At 67.5% G+C, this 26,996-nt stretch carries 25 protein-coding genes and 1 tRNA gene; 13 read left to right on the top strand and 13 right to left on the bottom strand.

From position 1 onward, the window contains the following. Nucleotides 1–74: 74 nt before the first annotated feature. The 4 genes from MHA02_RS12580 to MHA02_RS12565 form a co-directional block, all read right to left on the bottom strand. Nucleotides 75–470 carry a hypothetical protein gene (locus MHA02_RS12580; protein WP_147079110.1) on the bottom strand — a complete coding sequence of 132 codons (396 nt, stop codon included), beginning with the start codon at nucleotides 468–470 and terminating at the stop codon, nucleotides 75–77. Between the two features lie 75 nt (nucleotides 471–545). Then, complete coding sequence (locus tag MHA02_RS12575) at nucleotides 546–2,372, bottom strand: methylmalonyl-CoA mutase family protein (RefSeq protein WP_147079108.1); 1,827 nt, start codon at nucleotides 2,370–2,372, stop codon at nucleotides 546–548. A 272-nt stretch (nucleotides 2,373–2,644) separates the two neighbouring features. Then, entirely contained in the window at nucleotides 2,645–3,529 is an 885-nt protein-coding gene (locus tag MHA02_RS12570; protein ID WP_147079106.1) for a hypothetical protein, read from the bottom strand. 278 nt (nucleotides 3,530–3,807) lie between these two features. After that, a complete protein-coding gene (locus MHA02_RS12565) occupies nucleotides 3,808–4,665 on the bottom strand; it encodes an undecaprenyl-diphosphate phosphatase (RefSeq protein WP_147079104.1) in 858 nt (285 codons plus the stop codon). A gap of 197 nt (nucleotides 4,666–4,862) precedes the next feature. Here MHA02_RS12565 and MHA02_RS12560 point away from each other — a divergent pair, with 197 nt between their 5' ends. Genes MHA02_RS12560 through MHA02_RS12550 form a run of 3 tightly spaced genes read left to right on the top strand, consistent with a single transcriptional unit; the run spans nucleotide 4,863 to nucleotide 7,716 of the window. Then, nucleotides 4,863–5,555 carry a glutathione S-transferase family protein gene (locus tag MHA02_RS12560; protein ID WP_147079102.1) on the top strand — a complete coding sequence of 231 codons (693 nt, stop codon included), beginning with the start codon at nucleotides 4,863–4,865 and terminating at the stop codon, nucleotides 5,553–5,555. Between the two features lie 44 nt (nucleotides 5,556–5,599). Then, complete coding sequence (queG, locus tag MHA02_RS12555; RefSeq protein ID WP_244612420.1) at nucleotides 5,600–6,850, top strand: tRNA epoxyqueuosine(34) reductase QueG; 1,251 nt, start codon at nucleotides 5,600–5,602, stop codon at nucleotides 6,848–6,850. Continuing rightward, complete coding sequence (locus MHA02_RS12550) at nucleotides 6,847–7,716, top strand: SDR family oxidoreductase (RefSeq protein ID WP_147079100.1); 870 nt, start codon at nucleotides 6,847–6,849, stop codon at nucleotides 7,714–7,716. The genes queG and MHA02_RS12550 overlap by 4 nt, the downstream gene beginning before the upstream one ends. Nucleotides 7,717–7,727: 11 nt before the next feature. On the opposite strand, the gene MHA02_RS12545 is transcribed toward MHA02_RS12550, so the two are convergent. Further along, complete coding sequence (locus MHA02_RS12545; RefSeq protein WP_147079098.1) at nucleotides 7,728–9,146, bottom strand: TAXI family TRAP transporter solute-binding subunit; 1,419 nt, start codon at nucleotides 9,144–9,146, stop codon at nucleotides 7,728–7,730. A 107-nt stretch (nucleotides 9,147–9,253) separates the two neighbouring features. Here MHA02_RS12545 and MHA02_RS12540 point away from each other — a divergent pair, with 107 nt between their 5' ends. The 4 genes from MHA02_RS12540 to MHA02_RS12525 all read left to right on the top strand — a co-directional run bounded on the left by MHA02_RS12540 (nucleotide 9,254) and on the right by MHA02_RS12525 (nucleotide 13,107). Continuing rightward, entirely contained in the window at nucleotides 9,254–9,829 is a 576-nt protein-coding gene (locus MHA02_RS12540) for a RecX family transcriptional regulator (protein WP_147079096.1), read from the top strand. A 79-nt stretch (nucleotides 9,830–9,908) separates the two neighbouring features. Next, nucleotides 9,909–10,340, top strand: coding sequence for an OsmC family protein (locus MHA02_RS12535; protein ID WP_147079094.1), 432 nt, complete (start codon nucleotides 9,909–9,911; stop codon nucleotides 10,338–10,340). An 87-nt stretch (nucleotides 10,341–10,427) separates the two neighbouring features. After that, nucleotides 10,428–11,639, top strand: coding sequence for a putative DNA modification/repair radical SAM protein (locus tag MHA02_RS12530; protein ID WP_147079093.1), 1,212 nt, complete (start codon nucleotides 10,428–10,430; stop codon nucleotides 11,637–11,639). 1 nt (nucleotide 11,640) lies between these two features. Beyond that, complete coding sequence (locus MHA02_RS12525; protein ID WP_147079090.1) at nucleotides 11,641–13,107, top strand: UdgX family uracil-DNA binding protein; 1,467 nt, start codon at nucleotides 11,641–11,643, stop codon at nucleotides 13,105–13,107. Nucleotides 13,108–13,238: 131 nt separating this feature from the next. Here the strand turns inward: MHA02_RS12525 and MHA02_RS12520 are convergent, their stop codons facing one another. Both MHA02_RS12520 and MHA02_RS12515 read right to left on the bottom strand, forming a co-directional pair. After that, nucleotides 13,239–13,883, bottom strand: a complete 645-nt coding sequence (locus MHA02_RS12520) for a hypothetical protein (protein WP_147079088.1) — start codon at nucleotides 13,881–13,883, stop codon at nucleotides 13,239–13,241. A gap of 268 nt (nucleotides 13,884–14,151) precedes the next feature. After that, nucleotides 14,152–14,637 (bottom strand): cupin domain-containing protein, encoded by a 486-nt coding sequence (locus tag MHA02_RS12515; RefSeq protein ID WP_147079086.1) that lies wholly within the window; start codon nucleotides 14,635–14,637, stop codon nucleotides 14,152–14,154. Between the two features lie 155 nt (nucleotides 14,638–14,792). Here MHA02_RS12515 and polA point away from each other — a divergent pair, with 155 nt between their 5' ends. From polA to MHA02_RS12485, 6 genes are all read left to right on the top strand, one after another. Then, nucleotides 14,793–17,876 (top strand): DNA polymerase I, encoded by a 3,084-nt coding sequence (polA, locus tag MHA02_RS12510; RefSeq protein ID WP_147079084.1) that lies wholly within the window; start codon nucleotides 14,793–14,795, stop codon nucleotides 17,874–17,876. Nucleotides 17,877–18,153: 277 nt separating this feature from the next. Beyond that, complete coding sequence (locus tag MHA02_RS12505) at nucleotides 18,154–18,390, top strand: GIY-YIG nuclease family protein (RefSeq protein ID WP_306424471.1); 237 nt, start codon at nucleotides 18,154–18,156, stop codon at nucleotides 18,388–18,390. A gap of 204 nt (nucleotides 18,391–18,594) precedes the next feature. Further along, nucleotides 18,595–19,347, top strand: coding sequence for an oxygen-dependent tRNA uridine(34) hydroxylase TrhO (gene trhO, locus MHA02_RS12500; RefSeq protein WP_147079082.1), 753 nt, complete (start codon nucleotides 18,595–18,597; stop codon nucleotides 19,345–19,347). After that, a complete protein-coding gene (locus tag MHA02_RS12495; RefSeq protein ID WP_147079080.1) occupies nucleotides 19,347–19,550 on the top strand; it encodes a SlyX family protein in 204 nt (67 codons plus the stop codon). The genes trhO and MHA02_RS12495 overlap by 1 nt, the downstream gene beginning before the upstream one ends. A 58-nt stretch (nucleotides 19,551–19,608) precedes the next feature. Then, nucleotides 19,609–19,684, top strand: a tRNA-Val gene (locus tag MHA02_RS12490). A gap of 220 nt (nucleotides 19,685–19,904) precedes the next feature. Further along, a complete protein-coding gene (locus MHA02_RS12485) occupies nucleotides 19,905–20,204 on the top strand; it encodes a hypothetical protein (protein WP_147079078.1) in 300 nt (99 codons plus the stop codon). Nucleotides 20,205–20,216: 12 nt separating this feature from the next. On the opposite strand, the gene MHA02_RS12480 is transcribed toward MHA02_RS12485, so the two are convergent. The 6 genes from MHA02_RS12480 to ppsR form a co-directional block, all read right to left on the bottom strand. Further along, nucleotides 20,217–21,815: a c-type cytochrome gene (locus tag MHA02_RS12480; protein WP_147079076.1), complete on the bottom strand. Its 1,599-nt coding sequence runs from the start codon at nucleotides 21,813–21,815 to the stop codon at nucleotides 20,217–20,219. Nucleotides 21,816–21,843: 28 nt separating this feature from the next. After that, the gene (locus MHA02_RS12475) at nucleotides 21,844–22,215 is read right to left on the bottom strand and encodes a hypothetical protein (RefSeq protein ID WP_147079074.1); all 372 of its coding nucleotides are present in this window, start codon (nucleotides 22,213–22,215) and stop codon (nucleotides 21,844–21,846) included. 4 nt (nucleotides 22,216–22,219) lie between these two features. After that, nucleotides 22,220–22,717 (bottom strand): TspO/MBR family protein, encoded by a 498-nt coding sequence (locus tag MHA02_RS12470; RefSeq protein WP_147079072.1) that lies wholly within the window; start codon nucleotides 22,715–22,717, stop codon nucleotides 22,220–22,222. Continuing rightward, the gene (locus tag MHA02_RS12465; protein ID WP_147079070.1) at nucleotides 22,714–23,931 is read right to left on the bottom strand and encodes a geranylgeranyl diphosphate reductase; all 1,218 of its coding nucleotides are present in this window, start codon (nucleotides 23,929–23,931) and stop codon (nucleotides 22,714–22,716) included. The genes MHA02_RS12470 and MHA02_RS12465 overlap by 4 nt, the downstream gene beginning before the upstream one ends. Before the next feature lie 5 nt (nucleotides 23,932–23,936). Further along, nucleotides 23,937–25,289, bottom strand: coding sequence for a BCD family MFS transporter (locus MHA02_RS12460; protein WP_147079068.1), 1,353 nt, complete (start codon nucleotides 25,287–25,289; stop codon nucleotides 23,937–23,939). Between the two features lie 230 nt (nucleotides 25,290–25,519). After that, nucleotides 25,520–26,971: a transcriptional regulator PpsR gene (gene ppsR / locus MHA02_RS12455; protein ID WP_147079066.1), complete on the bottom strand. Its 1,452-nt coding sequence runs from the start codon at nucleotides 26,969–26,971 to the stop codon at nucleotides 25,520–25,522. Nucleotides 26,972–26,996 lie beyond the last annotated feature (25 nt).

Genomic DNA, 26,996 nt, shown 5'->3' with positions numbered 1-26,996 from the left:
TGCAGTGCAAAATGCAGTGACGTGCGCAGCGATCGCTTCTGTCGCTGCGCGGCCACAAAATGCAGGGGGCGGTGCTATCCCCGCCGCACGGCAGTCCAGCGGCCGCTGCAACCGATCGGCCCGTTCCCGGTGCTGCCCCAGCTTCCGCCGCCGGATCCACCCGTTGTGAGACGTCCGGTGACCTGCGCCGAATCGGAGCCGCGTGCGATGACACCGGAAACCGCGCCCGCCTTCGAGACACGGCCTCGGATCGAGACATCGCCGCCCGGATAGATCGCCTCACCCCGATAGACCTTGATCCCGTAGCGATAGGCCCGGTCGCAGGGGCCGTCCTCGGTCACGACCTCGATGCTCCAGTTGCCGTCGAACTTGTTCGGGACCGCGACCTTGCGTTTGCCCGCGTCCGCCGGCCCGGCGAAGCCACCGACGGAGACCGCGAAGAGAGTAGCAACGAGGATCGGGAGTCTCATGAGCAGTCCCTGAAGCGTAGCGCTATCGATGTCTGACGAAGCGGAAACGTGTGAAGGCGACCTGAGGTTTCAAACTCAAGCTTCCGCCATCGCCCGCCGCTGCGCCTCGTCGAGCAGCGCGAGCAGGTCGCAGCCGGCAAACAGGAAACGATCGACCCCTGCAGCCTTCAGCGTGTCGGCATCAACCGGCTTGCCCGCCAGAAAAACCGACGTGGCGCCCGCCTCCTTCAGCGCTTTGGCGGCAGGCGCGGCATCGGTTTCGTAGAGCTTGTCCGAGGAGCACAGGCAGGCGATGCGCGCACCGGACGCCTTGAAGGCGCTGGCGAGGTCGGCGGCCTCCGAGAAACCGTCGTTTCCGAGCGCCTCGATGCCGCCGGCGGCGAAGGCGTTGGCGGCGAAGGTGGAGCGGGCGTTGTGGATCGCCACCGGGCCGAGATTGGCCAGGAACACCGACGGGCGCGCCCCATGCGCCGCGAGAAAGACGTCGGAGGAATCGCGCAGCGCCTCGAAGGGCTCTGTCAGACGAAGGGAGGGAAGGGCGCCTTCGCCAGCGGCCGCGTGTGCCCTCGGCGCGACGTCGAGCACCGCCACCGGCTTCTCGGCAAGGAACGGAAATTCGCTGGCGCCGGTCAGCGCATCGCGGCGTGTCGCGACGCGCTTGGTGCGCGCCTCACGGACATCCGCGATGCGGGCCTGGATCTTGCCCGCCTTCAGGCTGGTCAGGATGCCGCCGTCTCCCTCGATCTCCTGGAATGCCGCCCACGCACCCTCGGTCAGCGACGCGGTGAGGGCCTCGAAGCCACCCGCCCCGGCGGCCGGGTCCGAGACCTTGGCGAGGCTCGATTCCTCGATGAGGATGGTCTGGCTGTTGCGGCCGACGCGGCGCGCGAAGGCGTCCGGCAGGCCGAGCGCCAGGGTGTAGGGCAGCACGGCGACGGAATCGGCGCCGCCGAGCCCGGCCGAGGCCGCGGCCATGCCGGTGCGCAGGATATTCACGAAGGGATCGCGCCGCGACATCATCCGCCACGCGGATTCGGCGTGGAGCCGCAGGGGCTTCGGATCGAGGCCGCAGGCCTGCTCGACCCGCGCCCAGAGCCGGCGGATCGCGCGGAACTTGGCGATGGTCAGGAATTCGTCCGCATCCGCCACGAGCAGGATCGACAGCGCGTCGCGGGCGCGATCGAGGGGCACGCCCTCGGTCTCCAGCGCGCGCAGGTAGGCGACGGCGGTGGAGAGCACCGCGGCAAGTTCCTGCACCTCACTGGCGCCGGCCTCATGATAGGCGCGCCCGTCGGCCAGGGCGACACGACCGCGATAGCCCTCGAAGTCGGCGACGGCCTTGGCGAGCTCAGCTTCCCAGCCCTCCGGCGCGTGGCCGGTGGAAGCGACGAGCCCGATCGGATCGAGGCCGAGATCGATGTCGAGTTCGGCCGGATCGTCGCCGCGCTTCTCGACGAGCGCCTTGAGATGGGCGGCGGTCTCGAATCCCTTGGCGCCGGCATCGAGCCGCAGGGCGATGATGGTGAGCAACACTCCGTCGAGCGCGGCATCGAGATCTCCGACGCTGCCGATGTCGAGCCCAAAGCCGCGGGCGGTCGGCGAGGCGGCATGGACGATCGTGAGCGAATCGGCACCGCCTTCGAGGTCGGCGAGCGCCTGCGCCGCGGCCTTCTCCAAGTCGGGATGGTCGACGCGCTGCGACAGGCGCCACGGGCCTGGCGCACGCACGGGCTGCGCGATCGGCTCGGCGGCCGGGTAGAGCGGCTCGATGCGAAGGCCGTCGGCGGTCTTCGAGACGAGGCGCTTCTCGAAATCGCCGCCCTTCAGCGCCGCCTGGACGGCCTCGCGCCAGCGGCCCTCGGTCGCGGGCTCGAACAGCTCGGCTAGCGGACGGTCTTCCATCGGTCTCTAGGCCCCGGCACTGATATGTCACACGGGTTTTGAGATGCCCGCAGCGTCGCCGCAAGCCCATGCACTGCCTCAAAGGGCCGTGCAATCGCCCGAAGCCGCGTTTGCGGCTTCGGGACGGGACGCGAGCTGCAGGGGACGGTTGCCGAATCCGGTCGGGCCTGTCGGGATCGCGGATTCGGGCTTCGCTCAATTGCCGCGCGAGCTTGCCGATACGGTTTCGGCTTGGCGAGGAACCGATGGCGCTTCCGGCTCGTCAGGACCGTCTATGGCTGGATGGTAAAGCGCTGGCTGAATTCGATGGGGCCGCCGTTATGGCTTACATCGACGCGGTACTGACCCGGGGGCCAGCCGGCATCCGGCTTGCTCAAGCTGGACGAGACGGTGGGGCTCGCCCCCAGCGGGATCTGGATGGACGCGATCGTGAAGTTCGGTGGCGCGCTTTCCGTCTTCTCCGCGATCCAGACGGCCGTGAGACTATCGCCGGGCTTGACCGCGCGGACCGCCAGACCCAGCAGGATCTTGGGCGTCGCGCGGGCGAAGACCGTCTGAGGCGGAACGTCGCCGTCCCCTGGGAAGGTCATGGCCTTCTCGATATGGGCGGACCCTGACGATGCCTCGGCCACGGCGGCCGCCGGTGGAGTCGTGGCGACCGGCGCCTTGGCCGGAGTGCTGTCGCAGCGACGGAGCGACTCGTAGGCCTCAGGAAATCCGGCGAGCTTGAAGTCCGCGTCGGCGCCGTCGAGCTTGAGCACCATCGTCTTCGCGGCCAGAAGGTTCGGCACGATGGTGGTTGGGAGCAAAGCCGTCAGGGTCTGGGCGTCGCCCGTCCAGGCCGACTTTGCGATGACGACCTTCTTGTCCAGGACCAGGGGAACCTGGAGCTTCTCGTTCTTGTCCCAGGTCCAGTGCTCGTAGACGAAGGTCACGATGGCCTGATCCCCTGCCAGCGCGAAGATCAAGGCGTTCTCGGCGTCGTCGTCGTCGGGGTCCTTGTAGGACTTGCTCATCAGGCAGGCCGGCCCTTTCGAGCCGGGTGCCGTGTGCTCGATCTCCCAGCCCTTGACCGTCTCGAACGGGGTTTCGCCCTTCGCCAGCGCTTGGCCGCCGAACAGGAGGGTGAAGGCCGTGATCGTGGCGATGCGTACCATTCTGTCCCCCGAGCGACGGGACGTCGCCATAGTCATCGACCTGCGCAGTCCGAACGACGCGGAGGCAGAGCGGGCAAACCTTAGCGGTAAGCCCCGTGAGATAGCCACGAAAATCAGGAAGATCTTCGCATCTCGTTGAATGACCGCTCGGTGCGGCGGCAGGGTTCGGTGAAGCCACCGACGATCCCTATTTTCGTCAGCGCGCTCATAGGGCGTTGCCGAACTGCCTCGGCATGAATCGAGCGGAAACCAGATCAGGCCCAAACCACGAAAGCGCGTTACCCGAACAGGATCAGCCCCGCGAAACCCAGCGATCCGACGATGATCCGCCACCAGGCAAACAGCCAGAAGCCGTGCTTCGACACATAGTCCAGCACGCTACGCACCACGACGAGCGCCGCGAGGAAAGCCGCCACGAAACCGATGACGATCACCAGGGCGTCGTCGGTCGACAGGTTCTTGTAGTTGTCGAGCAGGTCCTTGGCGAAGGCGCCGGCCATGGTCGGCATCGCGAGGTAGAACGAGAACTCGGTCGCCGCGCGCTTGCTGGCGCCCATCAGCATGGCGCCGACGATGGTGGCGCCGGACCGCGACACCCCGGGGATCATCGCCAGGCACTGGAAAAAACCGATCTTCAGCGCCATCGGCAGGCTGAACTCGAAGACGTCGTCCTTGCGCTCGATCCGCTCCGTGCGGACCGCGCGGTCGTCGTCCCCTTCGGCGTCGGTCTGCTGGTAGGGGTCGGCCTCGTCGATCACCAGCAGCACGAGCCCGCCGGCGACCAGTGTGGCGCAGACGATCCAGGGATTGAACAGATAGAGCTTGATGTACTTCGAGAAGAGGCCGCCGATGATCGCCGCCGGGATGAAGGCGAGCAGGATCGAGCCGACGAAACGGCGCGCCCGCGGATCGTGCGGCAGGGCGGTGGCAATCTTGGTGAGTCGTCCGAAATAGGCGTACAGGATCGCCAGCACGGCACCGAGCTGGATCAGCACCTCGTAGGTGTTGTTCGGCGACTTGAAGCCGATGAAATGCCCGATCAGCAGCTGGTGCCCCGTCGACGAGACGGGGATGAACTCGGTGGCTCCCTCGACCACGGCGAGCACCAGCGCCTTCAGAATATTGGCGAAATCCATCGGCGTGATTGCCTCGCTTTAGGGGGGAATGCGTCGCCACGTGCGACGCACGCCGATCATCCGTGAGATGTCGCCGATCGTCGTTGACGGGCGGTTACCGCCGCGGTTCGAGCGTGTTAATGAGGCGGCAACGATCGGGCAATAAACGTTATTCCGCCGCCCGTCCTGCCGGCCTTCCCAGCCAGAATACGGCCTGAATGGCGACGCTGCACCACTCCCCTTTCTGCCCGCATTCCCGCTTCATCCGCCTCGCGCTCGCCGAGATGGGGATGGAGCCGGAACTCGTCGAGGAGCGCCCGTGGGAGCGCCGCGACGCCTTCCTGCTGCTCAATCCAGCGGGATCGACGCCGGTGCTCGTGGAGCAGACCGGGCTCGCGATCCCCGGCGCCGCCATCATCGCGGAGTATCTCGACGAGACCCGGGGCCTCGGCCTCAGCGGTCGCCGGCTCCTGCCCGACACCACCACGGCGCGGGTCGAGGTCCGGCGCCTGCTGCACTGGTTCCTCGTGAAGTTCGACGCCGAAGTGACCGAGTATCTGGTCACCGAAAAGATCTACAAGCGTTTCATGAAGAGCGCCCAGGGCGGCGGCCCCCCGGACATGGGCGCCATCCGCGCGGCGCGGGCCAACGTGCGCTATCACCTGAAGTATATCGGCTACCTGATCGGCCAGCGGCGCTGGATCGCGGGCGACCATCTGACCTATGCCGATCTCGCGGCTGCGGCCCATCTGTCCTGTGCGGATTATCTCGGCGACGTGCCATGGGAAGAGGACGAGATGGCGAGGGATTGGTACGCGCGCCTGAAGTCGCGCCCGTCCTTCCGCGCGATCCTCGCCGACCGGGTGCCGGGCATGGCCCCAGCCGCGCATTACGCGGATCTGGATTTCTGAAAACGACCGGCCGGACGCTCACGGGCAGCGACCTGCGCGCGGTCATCGAAGCCCGCGCAAAAAAGCTCGGCTTCGATACCTTTGCCGTCACCCGGCCAGACGCCGTCCCCGGCCTGCCCGATCGCCTCGCGCAATGGCTCGCGGAGGGCCACCACGGCGAGATGGCCTGGATGACCGAACGCAGCGACGAGCGCGCCGCCCCGGCCGCGCTCTGGGGCGGCGTGCGCAGCATCGTCATGGTCGGCCTCAACGCCGGGCCGGAGCAGGACCCGCTCGCGAGCCTCACGCGAAAGGATCGCGGCACGATCGCGAGCTACGCGCAGCGCCGCGACTACCATGAGGTCATCAAGGGCAAGCTCAAGGAGATCGGCGGCCTTCTCTCCGCCCGCAGCGGCCGATCCGCCAAGGTCTTCGTGGACACCGCGCCGGTGATGGAGAAGCCGCTGGCCGAAGCGGCCGGCCTCGGCTGGCAGGGCAAGCACACGGTTCTGGTCTCGCGCGAGCACGGCAACTGGCTGCTGCTCGGCGCGATCTACACCGCTGCCGACCTCGAACCCGATGCGCCGGGCCGGGATTCCTGCGGCTCGTGCCGGCGCTGCCTCGACATCTGCCCGACCGACGCGTTTCCCGCGCCCTACCGGCTCGATGCGCGCCGCTGCATCTCCTACCTGACCATCGAGCACGAAGGCCCGATCCCCCACGAATTCCGCGAGGCCATCGGCAACCGGATCTTTGGGTGCGACGACTGTCTCGCGGTCTGCCCCTGGAACAAGTTCGCGGCGCAGGCAGGGGAGGCGAAGATGGCGGCACGTGCGGACCTCGCGTCACCACCGCTCGCCGATCTCGTCCGTCTCGACGATGCGGGCTTTCGCGCACGTTTCGCCGGTACGCCGATCAAGCGGACGGGACGCGACCGCTTCCTGCGCAACGTCCTGATCGCGATCGGTAATTCGGGCGATGAAGTGCTGGCCGAGGAGGCCGTGGCGTGTCTCGCCGACCCGGCACCGGTGGTACGCGGCGCGGCAGTCTGGGCTTGCGGGCGATTGCTCGATGGACAGCGAGCGGGGGCGCTTTACGCCGAACACGCGCCGGGCGAGAGCGACGCCGACGTCACTCGAGAATGGCTCGCGCTGAACCCTCTTCCCTCTGCGGGAGAGGGTGGCCATCGCGTCAGCGAGGGTCGGGAGGGGGCTGCGCCCTCTCCCGACCCACTTCGCGGGCCACCTTCCCCCGCAGAGGGAGGAGGGGATCGCCACGACACTTCATTCGAAAAGCCTGGAACCCCTGCCGCATGAACCTCTTCGTCTTCGGCCTCGGCTACACGGCCCGACATTTCGCCGAGCGCGAACGGGCGCGCTTCGCGACGGTGCGGGCCACCGTCACGGAAGAGGCCAGGGCCGAGGCCATCGCGCAGGAGACGGGCTTCGCGATGCGCGCCTTCGGCCCGGACGCCGACGACGGGCGCATCGCCGGCGACCTCGCCGACACCGACCTGCTGCTGGTCTCGGCCCCGCCGGGCCGGGACGGCGACACCGTGCTCGCACGCTATCGGGATGCCATCGCCGCGAGCCGCATCGCCTGGATCGGCTACCTCTCGACGATCGGCGTCTACGGCGACCAGGGCGGCGGCTGGATCGACGAGAGCGTCCCGGCGCTCCCGAAGAGCGGCCGATCCAAGGGCCGTCTGGAGGCGGAGGAGGGCTGGCTGTCGCTCGGTGCCGAGACCGGCAAGGCGGTGCAGGTGTTTCGGCTATCGGGGATCTACGGCCCGGGCCGCAGCCCGATCACCAAGCTGCGCGAGGGCAAGTCGCAGCGGATCGTGAAGGAGGGCCAGGTCTTCAACCGCATCCATGTCGGCGACATCGCGACGACGCTCGCCGCCTCGATCGAGCGTCCCCGTGGCGGTGCGATCTACAACGTCACCGACGACGAGCCGACGCCGCCGCAGACCGTGATCGAACACGCAGCCGAACTCACCGGCCTGCCGCTGCCGCCGAAGGTGGATTTCGAGACGGCCGATCTCAGCCCGATGGCGCGCAGCTTCTACGGCGAGAACAAGCGCGTGCGGAATCGCCTGATCCGGGACGAGTTGGGGGTCGAACTGGCCTTCCCGACCTATCGCGAGGGGTTGGCCGGCCTCCTCGACGATGCGCGGGGCTGAGGGCTCGCGCTCTACTCCGCGGCCGGAAAGTTCAGCGACAGCAGCCGCGCCGTGCGCACACGCGCCGTGGCTGGGCTCTCTGCCAGGGGCGGCACGACGCCGAGGTTGCGACGGGCGTCGTCGAGGGCCGCATGAACGGCGTCGATGGCGAGGATCAGCGCGCTGAGCACGCGGGTATCGATCGAGCGCTCGCGGGCCTGCCGCACGACATCGGCGATGAGTCCGTCCATCTCGCGGCCGATAGCGGCCAACGCCCCGGCGTTCTCGGCGTTTCGCACTTCCGCCAGGATGTCGAGCAGGCGGTCCAGTACGCCGTCCACGCGCTCGCGACGCTTGCGGGCGAGGCGCTGGCCGAGCCAGGCGAAGGCGGAGCCGATAGTGCCGCCGAAGAAGGCGAACAGGTAGATCCAGTCCTCGTAGCGTTCCAGGAATGTCTGCTGCTCGCGCTCGAAATAGTCGACCGCCCCGGGGTGATTCGGCAGGCGCGCGCTCGTCGCGGTCACGGTAGTCTCGTATTCAGGCGCCTTGACTTGATTCGCCAGCGGCGTCGCCGCGGCGAGCCGGGGCCGCCACTCGAAGAGGTGCTGCACCACCGAGGCCACGGCCACCCGGTTCACCGAACCGCGCGCCATCAAGCGATAGGAGACGCCCAACGTCTCGACATCCTCTTCCGGCAGCTTCGGCCGGCCGCCGAAGGTGCCGGCCGGCACCGAAATCGGCTGCAGCTCCGGAAACCGCTGGATGATCGCCTTGCCGTCCGGCACGCCGACGAGCGTCACCTTCCGGTCGGTGGAGGCCGCGGCCACCGCGCGCACGACGGAGACCGCGGGCTTCGAGGCGGCCGCCGCGATCACGGCGACCGCATCGACGCGCCTCTCGTCGAGAGCCGCCTTCACCTCGGAGGCCTTGAGCGGGACGATGCCGACGCGGCCGGCCCCGAGCGTATTGCCGAGGGCCGCCTCGCTCCCGGTGGCGGGGGCGAAGTCGTAAAAGTCGAGCAGGTGGTTGATGAAGGCGAGGTCGGCCTCGTGACGCACGAGCACGCCGAGGCGCCGCTTCGACAGGTCCGGGAAGGTCTCGATGCCGGAGGATGCGGGCGCAGCGACGATCAAGGCTTCGTCGTGCAGCACGGCCAGCGTCAGGCCGTTATCCGGCAGCTTCACGTCCGGGCGCACGACGGCGAGGTCGGCGCGATTCTCTTGAAGCGCCCGGGCACTGTCCTCGACGCCATCGAGCTGCAGGAGATTGAGGCGAATATCCTCGCGGTTGCGCGACAAGGCCTTCGCATAAGCGTCCATCAGCACCGCCTCGGCACCATCACGCGGGCCGACGGCAACCGTCAGAGTCGTAGGACGGGACAGGTAGACAACCGCCCCGGCGACGGCCGCGAGGCCGAGCGCGAGAAGGACCAGAAGCCACTCCCGCCTCATGAAAGAGGCAGACAGGAAGGCGGCGACGGAGCGCCGGAGCGATCGTTGCGGCGTGCTATCCATATCGCAGTCATGGATCGGAAACCTGTCCAGATCGTGAAGAACCGATGAAAACCCGGATTGTTGCGCCCACGAGCAATGCAAGACCCGCGCCTCCGATCACGCCGGAATGGCTCGAGCGCGTCGCCCTGTTCTACCTCGACCGCTACAGCGCCACGCAGGAGATGCTGCGGCGTGTCCTGGCCCGCCGCGTCGCGAAGCGCGCACGCGCGCGCGACGAGGATCCAGGCTCTCATGCGGAGCTGATCGCGGAGATCGTGACCCGCGCCGTCCGCGCGGGCCTGGTCGACGACGCGCGCTTCACGGCGGCCCGCCTCGCGACGTTGCGCCGACGGGGTGCCTCGACACGCGGCGCCGGCGCCGCCCTCGCGGCCAAGGGCGTCGATCGCGCCCTCGTCGAGGCGGCACTCGCCGCCGAGCAGGACGCGACGGAAGACGAATCAGTGATCGAATCCGACGCGGCGCGGGCCTATGCCCGCCGCCGACGCCTCGGCCCCCATCGCCGAGGGGAAACCCGCGCCGCCTACCGCGAACGCGATCTCGCGGCGATGGCCCGGGCCGGGTTCTCCTATCCGGTAGCGAAGGCGGTGATCGATGCCACCGACGAAGACCTCGAGGCGTAGCCGACAGCCCTCGACTTCACGGCCTCTCGCACCACCTCGATCCCCATTGCACATCAATCCCGATGTGAAGGAGCATGACATGACCGACCGCCACGCGAGCGCCCACTGGGAAGGCGACGGCAAGACCGGCAAGGGTACGATCACCACGCAATCGAGCGTCCTCGACAACAACCCCTACGGCTTCAACACCCGCTTCGAGAACGAGCCCGGCACCAACCCGGAAGAGCTGATCGCCGCCGCACATGCCAGTTGCTTCACGATGGCGCTCGCCTTCCAGTTGCAGGAGGCCGGCCTGAAGGCCACGGCTCTCGACACCAAGTCGGTGGTGACGCTGGTCAAGGACGGCGACGGCTTCAAGGTAACGAAGTCGGCCCTGACGCTGACCGCAAAGATCCCCGGCATCGATCAGGCGAAGTTCGACGAGCTGACCGGCAACGCCAAGACCGGCTGCCCGATCTCGAAGGTGCTCAACGCCGAGATCACGCTTCAGGCAACGCTCGATCAGGGCTGATCGGTCGCAGCATCAATACCGGCCGGATGCGCGCTTCTGGCGCGTCCGGCCTTGTTCGCACCCGCCGGGACGTTCATCTTCCGTTCGATGGATGACGCTCTCGCGAAGAAACTTCGCGTCCTCGCGGACGCTGCCAAGTACGATGCCTCCTGCGCCTCCTCCGGGGCGCCGAAGCGGAAAGCCGGGAAGGATGGGCTCGGTTCGACCACGGGCGCCGGCATCTGCCACGCTTACACGCCGGACGGACGCTGCGTCTCGCTGCTCAAGATCCTGCTGACGAATTACTGCCTGTTCGACTGCGTATATTGCGTGAACCGGCGCTCTTCGAACGTGCAGCGCGCCCGCTTCTCGGTCGATGAAGTGGTGACCCTCACGGTCGAGTTCTACAAGCGCAACTACATCGAAGGGCTGTTTCTCTCCTCCGGCATCATCCGCTCGCCCGATTATACAATGGAGCAGATGACACTGGTGGCGAAGAAGCTCAGGCGCGAGCACGGCTTTCGCGGCTACATTCACCTCAAGTCGATCCCCGAGGCGAGCCCGTGGCTGATCGAGGAGGCCGGCCTTTATGCCGACCGGCTGTCGATCAACATTGAGCTTCCGACGGAGGAGAGCCTGACGCAGCTGGCGCCGGAAAAGAGCGGTGCCACGATCCAGCATGCCATGGGTCAGATCGGCGAGCGCATCATCGAGGCGAAGGCGGAGAAGCGACGATTCTCGCCGGCCGGGCAATCGACCCAGGTCATCGTCGGCGCGGACGCCACCGACGATTCCGCGATGATCGCCAAGAGCTCGTTCCTCTACAGCGCCTTCGGTCTGAAGCGCGTCTATTATTCGGCCTTCAGCCCGATCCCCGACGCATCCTCGGCCCTGCCGCCGCAAGCGCCCCCATTGAAGCGCGAGCACCGTCTCTACCAGGCCGACTGGATGATCCGGTACTATCAGTTCTCGGCCCAAGAGGTCGCCGACGCGACCGATGGCGGCATGTTGGCGCTCGATGTCGACCCCAAGCTCGCCTGGGCCCTGAAGAACCGCCATCTCTTCCCCGTCGACGTGAACCGCGCCGACCGTGAGATGTTGTTGCGTGTGCCGGGATTGGGCACGCGCGCCGTGGACGCAATTCTCAAGGCGCGTCGGCACACGACACTTCGACTGGACGACGTCGGACGGCTGACCTCGGGGTTGAAACGAGCGCGATCGTTCCTGATTGCAGAGGATTTTCGGCCGAACGCCATGAGCGAGCGGTTGGACCTGCGCGCGCGGCTGGCGGAGCCGGCGCAGCAGCTGAGCTTGTTCTGAGATGGGGTTGGGCTCGCCGCATCGGAACCATCCCCGTTCTCCTGCAGAGGGCAGAGGTGTTTCCATCGTTGCCCTTTCACCCGGCGCCGACCTCTCCGGCTTCCGCACCGCCGCCCGCCGACTGATCGCAACCGGTGTGTCGCCTGAGCACGTCCTCTGGCAGATCGGCGAGGCTCCCAGCCTGTTCGGCCCGACCGAAGACGGGCAGCCAGCAGGCGCGCCGCTCAGCCTGCCCCGCACCGTCGCCGCGCTGATCCCGATGGTGGTGCCGCATCGCGATCCCGAGCGTTACGCACTGCTCTACGCATTGATCTGGCGCGTCACCCAAGGCGAGCGGGCGCTTCTCGAGGTGGCGAGCGATCCGCTCGTCCACCGGCTGCATCTGATGCGGAAGGCGATCGGGCGCGACCTGCACAAGATGCACGCCTTCCTGCGTTTTCGCCGCGTCGGCGACGGGGAGCCGGAGCGCTTTACGGCTTGGTTCGAGCCGGACCACCACATCCTCGAGGCGGCGGCCCCGTTCTTCGTCGACCGGTTCCGGCCGCTGCACTGGACGATCCTGACTCCCGAAGGCTCGGCGCACTGGGATACGCAGGCCCTGCATTTCGGGCCGCCGGGCCGGCGCGAGGAGGTGCCGGAGGGCGACGGTTTCGAAGCCGGCTGGCGCGACTATTACGAGAGCACCTTCAATCCAGCCCGGCTCAACCTCGACGCGATGCGCGCCGAGATGCCTAAGAAATACTGGAAGAACATGCCGGAGACCGCGGCGATTCCCGCGTTGATCCGAAGCGCCGCCGCACGCACCGCGGAGATGATCGAAAGGCCGCCGCAGATGCCGACGAAGCGCGATCCCATCAAGGCCGTCGCCGCGATGACGGATCAGAATCCGACCTCGCTCGACGAGCTCAATGCCATCATCAAGCGCTCCGAGCCACTGGTTCCGGGCGCGACCCAGGCCGTGCTCGGAGAAGGGCCGCTCGGTGCCACCATCGCCTTCGTCGGCGAGCAGCCGGGCGATCAGGAGGACCTCCAGGGCCGCCCCTTCGTCGGTCCCGCCGGTCAGCTCTTCTCACGGGCGATGGAGGAAGCCGGGCTCACCCGATCCGATGCGTATGTCACGAATTCCGTAAAACACTTCAAGTTCACCCAGCGCGGCAAGCGCCGGATCCACGAGAAGCCGACGGCAGGCGAGGTCAGCCATTACCGCTGGTGGCTGGACCGAGAGCTGGAGTTCGTCGGCCCGAAGATCGTGGTGGCGCTCGGTGCGACGGCGGTGCTGGCCTTGGCCGGAAAAGCCGTCCCGATCACCCGCAATCGCGGCCCGTTCGCGTTCGGCGGCAAGCCCTTCGCAGGCTTCATCACCGTCCACCCGTCCTACCTGCTGCGTCTGCCGGACGAGGCGGCGAAGGCGGAGGCCTACGCGGCGTTCGTGAACGATCTCAGGCAGGTTGGTCGCTTGGCCGCCTGAATTTAGCGGATGACCAAGACTTCACACCGTCATTGCGAGCGCAGCGACGCAATCCAGGGCCGAATTCGCACCTATAGCGAGTTGGCCCCGGGTTGCTTCGCTGCGCTCGCAATGACGGAAAGTGCTCAGCCTTACTGCGCGGTCTTCCACGGCATGATCATGCGCGGACCGGTGGCTTCCTTAGTCGTGGTGCCGGCCTCGGCCGCCTCGATCTCGTCCTGGGTGGCGAGCTTGAGCTTCACCGCCATCACCTTGCGGGCCTGTTCGGCGGGCATCGCGCCGAGGGGCACCATCATCGCCAGCAGCTGACCCCGGGTCTTCCGGTCGATCATGCGCGAGTGCTTGACGTCCTCGAAGTCGCTCATGCGGTGGCGCTTGTCGGCACCGCCCGTAAAGACCTTCGGGCCGCCGGGCATCACCACGATGTCGCCGGGCCTCAATGTCTTGTCTTCGAGGATCGCCTTGGTCGGATTGGCGAGGATCGCCTTCTGGTCGACGGGCTGCTTGCCGGTGATCTTGTCGGGGTCGACGGCTTCAGCGCGGGGCAAAGCGGCGTAGCGCGTCTTCACCTTCCAGGCATGGCGGCGCTCGGAGCGGTAGCGCCGACGCGATCCGTCACCAAACCCATAGGCCTCGACCGGGGCAGGTGCCACCTGGCGGGTCTGGCCGCCGAACAGCATCTCGAAGAAGTTGCCGCCGTCCTGAGCCTGGACGCTCGCAGCCGTCGCGAACACCAAGCCGACCGAGGCGATACAGACGGCGAGACGGCGCGGCATGCGAGCGGTCCGGTGCGAGCGCATGGCTTGTCCCTCACGGCTCCGTGAAGCTGGGCCGACACGCGTTCAACGGGAGGATGCGCTGGCGGGTTCCTCGCGCGCTGCGCGCAAACCTTAAATTCGGATGAACACAAAATTCGATCCGCAAAGTTTTCTTCAGTGCAGGGGCGCCAGCCCGATCAGCGATCCGGCACGTGGCACGACCGCAAGTCGCTTCGCCTGGAAAACGGCGAGGCTCATGCCCCGCCGCTCCACGACGTCTCGCGGACTACTGGCCCTTACTCGGGTCGTCGGCCAGATCGATGTAGTCGACGCCGAACGGTCCCGAGCCGTTGACCTGCAGTTCCACCGGCTGATCCGTCGTCCAGAGCGCGTGCGGCATCAACTCAGGCAGGTAGACGAAACCGCCGACCCGCAGTTCCTTGCCGGCTGCCTTGTCCACCGTCTTGCCGTGCTGATGGAAGATCGCGCCGCCCAGGATCGTCAGCGTCTCGGGCTTCGAATGGGTGTGCGGCGCGATCAGCGTCTGCGCGGGAAACTTGATGCGCAGCGCGAACGGACCGGGCTTGGATGGGTCGCCGGAGAGGACGGCCAGTTGCGTGCCCTTCGGCAGGTTCGCCGGGCCGGGTCCATATTTCACGGAGGCCGTGTCGGGCGTCTCGACGAGGTCGTGATCGTCGGCAGCGAAGGCCGCCCCGCACAGTGTGAGCCCCGCGGCTGCGGCGAGCAGGGCAGATCCGGCGTGTGTCCTCATCCTGTCCTCTGATCATTCTGGGAAAACGGCGACGGGCCGATGCTCCCGCCGCGATCCTGAACGCCCGAGCGGAGGCCCGGTTGCCCCGTGCGATGGTGGCGCGCCTGCGCCCGTCCCTCTAGACAGGGCCTCGACAGCTGGAAGAGCCCGACCGCATGACCGCCGAGCCAGACGCCCAACCGAAGAAGCCCGTCGGCGACGGCGATCAGGTGATCCTCGTCGACGGATCGTCCTTCATCTTCCGAGCGTATTTCCAGTCGATCAATCAGGACCAGAAATACAACACCCGGCCCTCCGACGGCTTGCCCACGGGGGCGGTGCGGCTGTTCTGCACCAAGATCGCCCAGTTCCTTCAGGACGGCGCGGCGGGGATCAAGCCGAGCCATCTCGGCATCGTCTTCGACAAGTCCGAGAACTCGTTCCGCAAGGCGCTCTACCCCGAATACAAGGCCCACCGCCCCGACGCGCCGGACGACCTCAAGCGGCAAATGCCGCTGATGCGCGACGCGGTGCGCGCCTTCGGCCTGCACGCCATCGAGATGGACACGTACGAGGCCGACGACCTGATCGCGACCTATGCGCGGCAGGCCGAGGCGCGCGGCGCCGGCGTCATCATCGTGTCCTCCGACAAGGACCTGATGCAGCTGGTCTCCGAAAAGATCCGGTTCTACGATTTCGAATCCGGCGCCAAGGGCAAGCCCGGCTACCGGCCCGAGCGCAACCTCGACGCCGAGGCCATCGTCGCGAAGTGGGAGGGGCTGAATCCCGACCAGATCGGCGACGCACTGGCGCTGATCGGCGACACCTCGGACAACGTGCCGGGCGTCCCCGGCATCGGCCTCAAGACCGCCGCCGCGCTGATCAAGGAATATGGCGGGCTGGAGCCGCTCCTGGAGCGCGCGGGCGAGATCAAGCAGCCGAAGCGCCGCGAGACCCTGCTCGCCAACATCGAGCAGGCCCGGCTCTCGCGAAAGCTCGTGGCTCTGGTCGAGGACGTGGCGGTGCCCGTGGCGCTCGACGAGCTCGGCGTGCCGCAGCCCGACCCGCAAAAGCTCGTCGGCTTCCTGAAGGCGATGGAGTTCAACACGCTCACCCGCCGCATCGCCGACATGCTGCATGTCGACCCGGAGAAGGTGAAGCCCGATCCCGCCCTCGCGCCGGGGGCACGGGGCGACGACGGCATCCCCTTCGACGATCCCGAGACCGAGGCAGGGGGCGCCGATAGGGGGCCCGGCGAAGCCCCACCCGACGTCGACCCGTTCGCCGATCTCGATCTGCCCGATGCGCCAATCGCCAAAAAACGCGGCCCGGCCGAGCCGACGCCCTCGAGCGTCGTCAGCGCGCGCGCGGCGGAATCCGTCAAACCCTTCGACACCGCCGCCTACGAAACCATCCGCAGCCGCGAACAGCTCGACGTCTGGATCGCGGAGGCGTTCGAGGCGGGGATCGTCGCCGTCGACACAGAGACCGACGCGCTCGATGCGCAGCGCGCCGGGCTCGTCGGCGTCTCGCTCTGCGTCGGTGCAGGCCGCGCCGCCTACATCCCGCTGGCCCATGTCGAGGCCAAGGGCGGCGACCTGTTCGGCGAGAAGGGCGCCTCGGAGATCACCGAACCCGTCGAGGGGCAGATTCCGCTGAAGGAGGCGATGGCGGCGCTGAAGCCCTTGCTGGAAGACCCCGGCACGCTGAAGATCGGCCAGAACATCAAGTACGACCTGTCGGTGCTCGCCCGCTACGGCATCGCCATCGCGCCCTTCGACGACACCATGCTGATCTCCTACGTGCTCGATGCCGGCAAGGGCGGGCACGGCATGGACGAGCTTTCGAAGCGCCATCTCGGCCACACGCCGATCACCTTCTCCGACGTCACCGGCACCGGCCGCAACAAGATCACCTTCGAGCGCGTGCCGCTGGACAAGGCCACCGCCTACGCCGCCGAGGATGCCGACGTGACCTTCCGCCTGTGGCGGATGATGAAACCGCGGCTCGCCGCCGAGCGGCGCGTCACGGTCTACGAGACCCTGGAGCGGCCGCTGATCCCGGTGCTCGCCCGCATGGAGGCGGAGGGCATCCGCATCGACCGCAACATGCTCAGCCGGCTGTCGGGCGACTTTTCGCAGATCCTGGCGCGGCTCGAAGAGGAGATCCAGGAGGACGCGGGCGAGAAATTCCAGGTCGGCTCGCCGAAGCAGATCGGCGACATCCTGTTCGGCAAGATGGGCCTGCCCGGCGCGAAGAAGACGCCGTCCGGCCAATGGGCCACCCCCGCGACGCTGCTCGAAGAGTTGGCCCAGGCCGGCCACGATCTCCCGAAAAAGATCCTGAACTGGCGGCAGCTCTCGAAGCTGAAATCGACCTACACCGACACGCTGCAGGAGCACGCCGACCGCTCGGACGACCGCATCCACACCTCGTTCGCGCTCGCCGCGACGACGACCGGAAGATTGTCGTCATCAGAACCAAACTTACAAAATATCCCGATCCGCACGGAGGAGGGCCGGCGCATCCGCAAGGCCTTCGTCGCGCCGGAGGGCACGCGGCTGATCTCGGCCGATTACAGCCAGATCGAGCTGCGGCTCCTCGCCCACATCGCCGATATCCCGCAGCTACGCGAGGCCTTCGAGCAGGGCCTCGACATCCACGCGGCCACGGCCTCGGCCATGTTCAGCGTGCCGCTGGACCAGATGACGGGCGACCTCCGCCGCAAGGCGAAGACGATCAACTTCGGCATCATCTACGGCATCTCGGCTTTCGGCCTCGCCGACCGCCTCGGCATCGGCCGCGAGGAGGCCTCGGCCTTCATCAAGCAGTATTTCGAGCGGTTCCCAGGTATCCGCGACTACATCGACACCACGAAGAAGGCCTGCCGCGAGCAAGGCTACGTCAAGACCCTGTTCGGCCGCATCTGCCACTACCCGCAGATCCGCTCCAACAACCCGAACGAGCGCGCCTCGGTGGAGCGCCAGGCCATCAACGCCCCGATCCAGGGCACCGCCGCCGACATCATCCGCCGCGCCATGATCCGCATGGAGGGGGCCTTGAAGGCCGAGCGGCTGAACGTGCGCATGCTGCTGCAGGTGCACGACGAACTGGTGTTCGAGGCGCCGGAGGAGGAGATCGACGCGGCGATCCCGGTGATCCAGCGGGTGATGGTGGAGGCGCCGGCGCCGGCTGTGGTGTTGCGGGTGCCGCTGGTGGTGGAGGCCCGGGCGGCTGGGAATTGGGAGGAGGCGCATTGAAGCAGCTTCCGAGGAAGTCCCACCCACCCCCCTCATCTTGAGGTGCACGCGCCAGCGGGCCTCGAAGGAGGGCTCCAGACAGCGCGCGATCCCTGGAGCCCTCCTTCGAGGCTGCGCTTCGCTCCGCACCTCAGGATGAGGGGATTAGGTAGGATAAAGGCGATTCGCCTGTAGAAGTCCGTCGCGCCATGGCCGCCTTCGTCTACATCCTGCGCTGCGCTGCGCCGGCGGCAGCTACTATGTCGGGTCGGCGCGCGGGGAGGCGCTGGACCGGCGGATGAGCCAGCATCGCGACGGCACCTATCCCGGCTATACCAGCCGGCGTCGCCCCGTCACGCTGGTCTGGGCCGAGCAATGCGAGCGGATCACGGATGCCATCGCCTACGAGCGTCGCCTCAAGGGCTGGAGCCGGGCCGAGCAGGAGGCGCTGATCCGCGGCGATTGGGACGGCCTCCGGGATGCCGCCAAGCAGCCGACCTCGCGCGAAAGATCCCATCCAACCCCCTCATCCTGAGGTGCGAAGCGAAGCGGAGCCTCGAAGGAGCCCTTCAGCACGCGCAGGGGTCGATGGAGTTTTCCACGTTTCGCTGTGGGACATGGACGATCCTTCGAGGCTGCCCTTCGCTCCGCACCTCGGGATGAGGGAGTGGGTGGGATGATGGGGTTGCGCACGCCGCGCGTTTCTCCGGCATCACACTGCTGCTAAACCCCCGCCACCATGCCCCACACCGTCGCCGCCCTCTACCAGTTCACCCCGCTCCCCGACGCCGCCGCATTGCAGGCGCCGTTGCAGGCCCTGTGCGCGCGGCTGGGCATCACCGGCACGCTGCTGCTGGCGGGGGAGGGGATCAACGGGACGGTGGCGGGGTCGGCGGAGGCGATCCAATCGTTCCTGAGCGAACTGAACTCCGAAAACGTCTTCGGCGGGCGGCTCGACGATCTCGAATGCAAGCTGTCGACGGCGGAAGGCCCGCCGTTCCGCCGGCTCAAGGTGAAGCTGAAGTCCGAGATCGTCACCTTCGACAACGGCGCCACCGATCCGGCGCGCGGCACCGGCACCAACGTCGCCCCGGAAGACTGGAACGCGCTGCTGGGGCGGCCGGACCTGCTCCTCGTCGACACCCGCAACGCCTTCGAGGTGGCGCTCGGCACGTTCGAAGGCGCCGTCGATCTGGGCCTGAAGACCTTCGGGGATTTTCGCGCGTTCGCGGACGCGCTCGACCCGGCGACGATGCCGGAGGTGGCACTGTTCTGCACCGGCGGCATCCGCTGCGAGAAGGCCGGGGCCTATCTCAAGGGGCGCGGCTTCGCGACCGTACATCTCCTCAAGGGCGGTATCCTGAAATACCTGGAGACGGTGCCGGAGGCGGAGAGCCGCTGGACGGGCGACTGCTTCGTCTTCGACGACCGCATCGCGCTGGGGCACGGCCTCGTCGAGCGGCCGGACCACCCACCGGAGGCCCTGCGCTGATGACCGACGACCGCCTCGACCGCATCGAGATCCGCCTGACCGAGCAGGAGGCCGTGATCGAGGACCTCAACGCCACGATCACCGCGCAATGGCGCACGATCGACAAGCTCACCCGCAGCGTCGAGCGACTCGCCGCCCAGATCGAAGAAGCCTCCGCCCGCGGCGCCGGCAGCGGCCCCGAGGCCCCGCCGCCGCATTACTGAGCCGCCCGCGACGCTTGCGAAACCCGAGCACTTTCCGTAACGCTCCCGGCCGTTGCCCGGGCGGTTAGCTCAGTTGGTAGAGCGTCTCCTTTACACGGAGAGGGTCGGCGGTTCGAGCCCGTCACCGCCCACCATACTCGGTCGTTTGCGGGATCGACCCGAGCGTTGGATCACCTTGCGGGGACTGCCCTGGGTGATAGCCGGCTCCGAAGGCGGCCGGAATCAGCTTCGAGCGCTTATGATCGCCAAGTGGTCAGCACCCTCGTCGGCACATAGCCTTTCCATCAACCACTTGAACGAAATCTAGACGGTTGCGCATTCAGGGTGGTGACGGGCCACACGGAACGTTGAACCATGCTCTCGCGAAACCTGCGGCCACCGGGCCTCGGCTACAATGCCGTTGATCAGGATGTCGATCGCCTGATCGTCCGCATCCATCGGCTTGCCGCGCATCGGGGCTACGATCGCGAGGCCTTGGTTAGCCCGATGCTGAAGCGTCTGATGCCGACGAAGCGGCCGTCCGGCGACCCTGTCGCCGAGACCGCCGCCTTGCGAACCCGGCTGAAGGAGTCCGGTATCGATTCGAAGGCGGTGGCTTACCTCACAGCGTCGGTCGAGAACGAACTCGATTTCGCCCGGCTACGACTGACCTGAACAGACCTTCGTTCAGTTCTTGCTCGGCGGGCTCATGCCGGAAGCCGGCGGTGCGCCCGGTTTGGCGCTGGCCTGCTTTTCAGGGTGCCGCACTTGGCTGTAGGCAACGCTGCCGAAGGAGCCGAGCAGCGAGGTCCAACCCGGCTTGTCCTTTTGGCCCGCTTCCGTTCCGGCCTTGCAGAAGGCCGCTTGAAGGCCGTTGACGATGTCGTCGTCGCTGGCCCCGGTATCGGCCCTCTTCACCTTCGGCACGATCTGCACCAGGCGCGGCACGAAGTCCGTCGGCGTGATCCCCTTCAAGGCCTCGGCGACGCCCGCCTGATCGAAGGCAGCCTTGAGCTTCTCCGGGGTGACCTCGGCACAGTTGGCCGTGCCCGACAGCATCGTGTTCGTCGCCTCCCTCGCTGCGGAGACGGCGCCGCCCGCGTTCATCACCGGCGCGCTGTTGCCCCAAGAGTTGCGGACGTAGTCGGTAACTTCCTTCACCTGCTGTTCGGTCATCTCCTGGCCGATCGCGGGCATTGGCGCGTAGCCGTTCTGCGCGGCGAGGCCACCATAGATCACGCGCAGGACCGATTCCGGTCCCTTGGTCTGAACGGAGCTGTTGCCGGCCAGCGCCGGGATTGCGCCCTCGACGCCCTTGCCGTCCGGCCGATGGCAGGAGGAGCAATAGGTCAGGTAGGTCTCGGCCCCCGGCGCTCCGGGCTTGTTGTAGGCCTGCAGATCCTGCTGCTTGTAGGTCTTCTTGGCCGGAACCGAACGCAGATAGGCGACGATGGCCTTGAGGTCGGCGTCGGTCATCTTCGAGAGCGACTCGTCGATGGTCTGGCGCATCGGGCCGGCGGCGACGCCCGGACGGTTGCCTGGGGCGGTGCCGGTCTTGAGGTAGGACACGACCTCCGCGTCCGTCCAAGCGCCGATGCCCTGCTGGTCGTCCGGGGTGATGTTCGGGGCGTACCAGCCATCGATGACGCCGCCGCCGAGCTTACCGGCGAGGCTCGAATTGCCGACGAGCTTGTTCTCGTTGTGGCACATGCCGCAATGGCCGAGCCCCTCGACGAGATATCCGCCGCGGTTCACCTCGGCACTGGCGTTCGGATCGGGCTTGAACTCGCCTTCGTTGAAGAAGGCCGTGCGCCATGTGATCAGCGAGGCGCGAATGTTGAACGGGAAGTCGATCCCGTTCTCTTTCTTCTTCTCGTTCACCGGCGGCAGAGACTTCAGATAGGCGAAGATCGCCTTGGTGTCGTCGGCGGTAACCTTGGTGTACCAGCCGAACGGAAAAGCCGGATACAGATACTCGCCGTCCTTGCCGATGCCGTGCCGGAAGGATTTCTCGAAGTCTTCCTCGGTCCAGTTGCCGAGACCGGTCTCCGGGTCCGGGGTGAGGTTCGGGGTCATGATCACGCCGATGGGCGTGTTGAGAGGGTAGTTTCCCGCGAATGGCTTTCCGCCCGGGGCGGTGTGGCAGGCGACGCAATCGCCCGCGGTGGCGAGATATTCGCCGCGCTTCACCAGATCCCGGTCGGCGCCCTGGGCAAATGCGGGGGGAGAAGTGAGGAAACCGGCACCGATCAGCAATCCGAACGCGAATGCGGTGCGACGGGCCATGAGGCGCTTCTCCGTATGCCGGGCAGCTTTAAGATGAAATCATTCCAGCCTGATTTCGCCGGTTGAACGCTGTTGTCTCCGCCGATGTTCCCGGCTCGCTCGACTGTGATCTGCGACCAACCGCCCCCGGCTGATCATCCCGCAACCTGAGACACAGATCTGTGATGTGGGCGACGAGTGAGCCCAAGAGTAATCCGGCAATCACCGTCCAGTCCGCACCGGTCAGCGCGGCGCGCACGGCCAGCATCAGGAAGGCGCCGGAGGCGAGGTTGCCGATCAGCGCGAGCGGGGAGGGGCCGCGTCCGCGACGGCGACGCCAGACCAGCAGCGCCGCGGCCTCGAGAGCGACGAGGGCCAGGACGATGTCGACGACCCGCCCGCTCGCGAAGAGTTCGGCCATGCGCTCAGGCCTCCCGCAGGCGCGGATTGAGTTGCACGATCCGCAGATTGAGGAAGGTCGCGATACTGACCCAGCCGAGATAGGGCAGGTTCAGGAAAGCCGCGACGAGGGTGATGCGGCCGGTCACGAGGACGATGGCGAGGATCGAGAGCCAGAGCAGAGCGACTTCGACGAGGGCTAGGTCCGGCCGGCGCATCCGAAAAAAGATGACGCTCCAGGCGATATTGAGCACGCCGTTGACGCCATAGACCGCGATGAGCGCCGTCCTTGCAGCCGTACTCGTGTCAGCGTTCCAGGCCAGCACGCCGGCGGTCGCAGTGAGCGCGAAGATCACGGTCCAGACCGGGCCGAACGCCCAGTCCGGCGGCTTCCAGGCGGGCTTGCGAAGCCCCCGGTACCAATCGTCCGTCGTCGTCGCGACGGCACCCGCGACCGCGACGAGCACCGCCACGATCGCCGCGGTCAGGGGAGGGGCCCAGCCCTCTCCCAGCAATGCCGTCACGGAGAGACCCAGCGGAACAGGTGCGCCAGATCCTTGAAGAAGATTTTCACGTGGGCGACCGGCTTCTTCCGGACCAGCTCCTTGTTCATGTAGCTGTCCCAGGTGAGTTGCTGGACGTCCTTGTCGCGGCAGATCGAGACGAAGCGTTCGCGCAGCGAGTCGTTCCGATACCAGAACCACTGCATCATGCCGAGGATCATGAAGACGCGGCCATGCAGCTTCATGAAGCGGCGTCGAGCCTGCGCCAGCGAGCGGACATCGCCGGTGCGGAGGAAAACGTCGGCGGCCTCGGCCGAGAGGCGGCCACCGAGCATCGCATAGTAGATGCCTTCGCCCGAGGCCGGGGCGACGACGCCCGCGGCATCGCCGGCGAGCAGCACATCGCGGCCGTTGTCCCAGCGCTTGAGCGGCTTCAGCGGGATCGGAGCGCCCTCGCGCCGCACGGTCTCGCCGGCATCAAGGCCGCTGGCCTCGCGCAGGGCCCGAATCGAGGATCGGAGGGAAAAACCCTTATGCGCCGAGCCGGTGCCGACGCTGATGGTCTCGCCGTGCGGAAACACCCAGGAATAGAAATCGGGCGAGTGCTTGCCCTGATAGTAAACGTCGCAGCGCGTGGCCTCGTAGTCGCCGCTGCCGTCGGCGGGGCGCTTGACGATCTCGTGATAGGCGAAAACCGACTTCATCCGGTCGTGGCCGGGTATCTCGGAGCGGCCGACCGGCGAGGTCGCTCCGTCGGCGCCGATGACGAGGCGGGTGCGGACCGCATGGCGTTCGAGATCGACGCCCTTGCCGGTGGTATAGTGGACGACGGTCGCACCGTCCTCATCGCGAACAATGCGGTCGTAGGCGGCTTCGCGCACGTCGGCGCCAGCAAGCGCCGCGCGGTTGCGCAGCCAAGGGTCGAAATGCTCGCGGTCGACCATGCCGACGAAGCCCTCGCCGATCGGCATGTCGACGCGCTTGTCCTTCGGCGAGATCATCCGGGCCGAACGGACGCGGGCCACGATCAGGTCGTCGGGAATCGCGAAGTCGCGGATCAGGCGGGGCGGGATCGCGCCGCCGCAGGGCTTGATCCGGCCCGGCTTGTCGAGGAGCAGCACGTGCCGTCCTGCCCGCGCCAGATCGGTGGCCGCGGTCGCACCGGACGGGCCGCCGCCGACCACGACGACATCGAAGTACTCGGATGGTTCGGTGACGACGGGAGACTCGGACATCGGAGCTACCTCGCTTCCATAGCTGGATCCAGCTGATAGGCCGCCGCTTGCATCAGCGGGTTGGCGCGACGCGCCCGGGCCGGGGCATGCTCGATCCGCATCGCGATGAGCGCGGCGCCGACGAACAGCACGGCCTCCCCGGCGAAGACCGAGGCGTAGGCATAGGTGGGATCGGCGGTGACGAGCCGGGCGAGGTCCACCGCCGCCGTGCCGAGGAAGCCACCGGCGCCGAAGGCGATGCCCTGCGCCGCGCCCCAGACGCCCATGCGGGTGCCGCGCTCGGCTTCGCCGCCCTGGCCTGCGAGTCCCATCATCGAGCCGATCGCGGCCACCGCGTAGACGCCGTTCGAGAGCCCCAGGGCGAACACCGCCTGTCGCAGCGGGAAGGCCGCACCGACGGGGCCACCGGCGGCGATGGCCGCAAGCGCCACCGCCGAGCCAAGACAGCCGATGGCGGTCCAGAGCTTCAACGAGCCGAAGATCGGACCGCCGATGCCCATGGTGATGCCGGCCACCATCAGCATCCCGGCGAGCACGCCGCCATGTTGCAGGCCGGAGAGCTTGGTGGTCGCCCCAGGCGTCATCTCGAAGATCAGACCGGCATAGGGCTCCAGGATGAGTTCCTGCGCGCTGTAGGCGAGCATCGACACGAAGATGAAGATCGTGAAGCGGCGCGAGATCGGCTCGGCCCAGACCCGCTTCAGCACCTCGGAGAATGCCTTGCCGTTCCGAGACTTCGCCGTGCCGGAGGCCGACCGCGCCGGCTCGATACCGGCGACGGCTAGAACCGCGACGATGAAGGCGATCGCGGAGACCGTACCGGAGACCGCCATCAGCCGCGCACCGGAGAACGGATCGAGGTAATGGCCGGCGAGCGGCGCCGTCACCGCGAAGCCGACGATCATCATCACCCAGACGACCGTGGCCGCGGCTCCCCGGCGGTGGTCGTCGACGCCCGTGGCGAGCAGCACGAGCAGCGACGTACCTGCGGCTCCGGCCCCCATGCCGACCGACAGAAAGGACAGCACGGCGAGTACGAGCCCGGCCGTGACATTCGTTTCACAGAGGGCGGTGGCGGCGGCGGCGCCGAAGCCGCCGAGGGCCAGCGCCGCCATGCCGCCAACGATCCAGGGCGTACGCCGGCCGCCCCTGTCCGAGCCGTAGCCCCAGCGCGGGCGCAGGATCTGGACCGCGTAATGCAGGGCGACGAGGGCGCCGGGCACCATCGCCGGCAGTGCCAGCTCGACGACCATCACCCGGTTGATCGTGGAGGTCATCAGCACGACGACAGCGCCGAGCGCCGTTTGCACCAGCCCGAGCCGAACGATCTGGATCCAGGAGAAGGAGAGGGACGTCATCACCGCGCCCCCGATGCGATCGGGAGCACCCCGGCGACCGGCACATGAGCGATCCGGACGCTTGGTTCGGACGTCGTGACATCGGCGCTCGGAGCGGGCTCTGACATGCCTCGACGCTAGTTTTCCGGCCCCGCAGGTGTCAAGTTTTGTTTACAGATGCTCGCCGGGTTTGCCCGCAGCGGCTGCACCTCCTCACGGAAACGTTTCGTGTGGATGCATTATAACGCCGCTCAGTTCAACTCGATGTCATGGGAATCAAGATCGCCGATGCCGTAGCGGCGCATCTTTGCGTAGAGACCCTGCCGGCTCAGGCCGAGCATTTCGGCGGCCGAGGCGCGGTTGTCGCGGGTGATGCGGAGCGCCGCCTCGATACACAATTTTTCGATGAGGTCGGTCGTCTCGCGCACCAGCGTCTTCATCGAGACGCGTCCGACGAGTTCGGTCATCTGCTCCACCGAACGCGGCAGGCCGGTCCCCGTCGGCGCCGACGCACCGGGACGGCGCGGCATCGAGCGAACGGTGAAGCCGAAGCAGGGCTGATCGCCGCCAGTCACCGACACGGCCGCGACTTCGACATCCTCCGACGAGCCGTAGCTTCCACGCAGAGCCGTCGAGAAGTGGCGGACCGAGCCGTGCTCCTGCAGCGTCGCGAACAGCGCCTGCGCCTCGGTCTCCTCGCGGCCGAGCCAGCGCTCCAGCGGCTCGCCCCGCACCTGCTCCTCGGTGGCGAGCTGAGCGAGATCGAGGAAGGCCGCATTGGCGGTCAGGATGCGGCGAGCGGTATCCGTGACGACGAAGCCCTCGGGCAGCTTGGCGATCACGCCGAGCGTATTCGCCGAACCGTTCCCGATCTCGAGACCACCCTGCTCCGGAGAAAGGCGCAGAAGCACGCTCGTCGCGGTCTCGCCGCGAAACAGGGAGGCGGAGATGCGCGTCTCGCCGCGTCCGCCGGCCAAGCGGCCCTGCAGATCGGCAGCTTGCCCCGTCACGCGCAGGCCCGCGAACAGCACCTGCAAGTCGCGGGCGCTCGACGAATCGAACAGTTCGACCACGTCCTGGCCCATCACCCGCTTCTGCGGCCGCCCGAGTCGCCGGGCCGCGGCGGGATTGACCTCGGTGACGCGCCGCGTGCCGGCATCGACGACGAGCACCGGCTCGCCCGAGAGCTGGAACAAAAGCTTGTAGCGGGTCTCGGCAGCGCGAAGGCGGACGTAGTCGCGCTCCAATGCCTGCTGGGTCTCGGTCAGCCGGCGCTGGAGCGCGGCGACGGAGCGGAGATCGCGCCCGAGCACGATGACGGGACCGCCGACCTTCGGACGCATCGTCGAATAGCGCACCGGCAGGTCGATGCCGCGCGGCGAGGGGTGGTTCACCTGTCGCCACCGGGTGATCGCGCCGGGCGCGGCATCACGCAGGAGCGCGTCGATCTTCGGACGGCTCTCGATGGTGACGGTGTCGATCCACGGCCTGCCGAGCCAGGACTCGACGCCCTCGGCACCGAGGTCTTCGCCGCTGAACGCCGCATCGCGGATGATCCCGTCCGCGTCTACCACCAGGGACAGGTCCGTGGTAGCCGCAATGAGGATCCCGGTCGCCTCGCCGTCGAGGAGACCGGCCGCCTGCTGCAGCGCCGCGGAAGGGCGATGCGGGATAGGTCTCGCCAGCGAGGTCAAGTTCACCACTTCGTTACGACGTAAAGCGGGTCCT

The sequence above is a fragment of the Methylobacterium haplocladii genome (genome assembly GCF_007992175.1).
GTDB lineage: Bacteria > Pseudomonadota > Alphaproteobacteria > Rhizobiales > Beijerinckiaceae > Methylobacterium > Methylobacterium haplocladii.
This window is presented reverse-complemented; position numbering and strand designations above follow the sequence as displayed.

Excerpts from the sequence above, each read along its gene's own strand:
- MHA02_RS12580 (WP_147079110.1), bottom strand. The coding sequence starts at position 470 with ATGAGACTCCCGATCCTCGTTGCTACTCTCTTCGCGGTCTCCGTCGGT.
- MHA02_RS12565 (WP_147079104.1), bottom strand. The coding sequence starts at position 4,665 with ATGGATTTCGCCAATATTCTGAAGGCGCTGGTGCTCGCCGTGGTCGAG.
- MHA02_RS12515 (WP_147079086.1), bottom strand. The coding sequence starts at position 14,637 with ATGAGGACACACGCCGGATCTGCCCTGCTCGCCGCAGCCGCGGGGCTC.
- MHA02_RS12465 (WP_147079070.1), bottom strand. The coding sequence starts at position 23,931 with ATGTCCGAGTCTCCCGTCGTCACCGAACCATCCGAGTACTTCGATGTC.
- MHA02_RS12575 (WP_147079108.1), bottom strand. The coding sequence starts at position 2,372 with ATGGAAGACCGTCCGCTAGCCGAGCTGTTCGAGCCCGCGACCGAGGGC.
- MHA02_RS12495 (WP_147079080.1), top strand. The coding sequence starts at position 19,347 with ATGACCGACGACCGCCTCGACCGCATCGAGATCCGCCTGACCGAGCAG.
- MHA02_RS12485 (WP_147079078.1), top strand. The coding sequence starts at position 19,905 with ATGCTCTCGCGAAACCTGCGGCCACCGGGCCTCGGCTACAATGCCGTT.
- trhO (WP_147079082.1), top strand. The coding sequence starts at position 18,595 with ATGCCCCACACCGTCGCCGCCCTCTACCAGTTCACCCCGCTCCCCGAC.
- MHA02_RS12570 (WP_147079106.1), bottom strand. The coding sequence starts at position 3,529 with ATGGTACGCATCGCCACGATCACGGCCTTCACCCTCCTGTTCGGCGGC.
- MHA02_RS12540 (WP_147079096.1), top strand. The coding sequence starts at position 9,254 with ATGAAAACCCGGATTGTTGCGCCCACGAGCAATGCAAGACCCGCGCCT.
- MHA02_RS12545 (WP_147079098.1), bottom strand. The coding sequence starts at position 9,146 with ATGAGGCGGGAGTGGCTTCTGGTCCTTCTCGCGCTCGGCCTCGCGGCC.
- MHA02_RS12520 (WP_147079088.1), bottom strand. The coding sequence starts at position 13,883 with ATGCCGCGCCGTCTCGCCGTCTGTATCGCCTCGGTCGGCTTGGTGTTC.
- MHA02_RS12560 (WP_147079102.1), top strand. The coding sequence starts at position 4,863 with ATGGCGACGCTGCACCACTCCCCTTTCTGCCCGCATTCCCGCTTCATC.
- MHA02_RS12475 (WP_147079074.1), bottom strand. The coding sequence starts at position 22,215 with ATGGCCGAACTCTTCGCGAGCGGGCGGGTCGTCGACATCGTCCTGGCC.
- MHA02_RS12505 (WP_306424471.1), top strand. The coding sequence starts at position 18,154 with ATGAGCCAGCATCGCGACGGCACCTATCCCGGCTATACCAGCCGGCGT.
- MHA02_RS12525 (WP_147079090.1), top strand. The coding sequence starts at position 11,641 with ATGGGGTTGGGCTCGCCGCATCGGAACCATCCCCGTTCTCCTGCAGAG.
- MHA02_RS12480 (WP_147079076.1), bottom strand. The coding sequence starts at position 21,815 with ATGGCCCGTCGCACCGCATTCGCGTTCGGATTGCTGATCGGTGCCGGT.
- MHA02_RS12550 (WP_147079100.1), top strand. The coding sequence starts at position 6,847 with ATGAACCTCTTCGTCTTCGGCCTCGGCTACACGGCCCGACATTTCGCC.
- MHA02_RS12535 (WP_147079094.1), top strand. The coding sequence starts at position 9,909 with ATGACCGACCGCCACGCGAGCGCCCACTGGGAAGGCGACGGCAAGACC.
- polA (WP_147079084.1), top strand. The coding sequence starts at position 14,793 with ATGACCGCCGAGCCAGACGCCCAACCGAAGAAGCCCGTCGGCGACGGC.
- MHA02_RS12460 (WP_147079068.1), bottom strand. The coding sequence starts at position 25,289 with ATGACGTCCCTCTCCTTCTCCTGGATCCAGATCGTTCGGCTCGGGCTG.
- MHA02_RS12530 (WP_147079093.1), top strand. The coding sequence starts at position 10,428 with ATGGATGACGCTCTCGCGAAGAAACTTCGCGTCCTCGCGGACGCTGCC.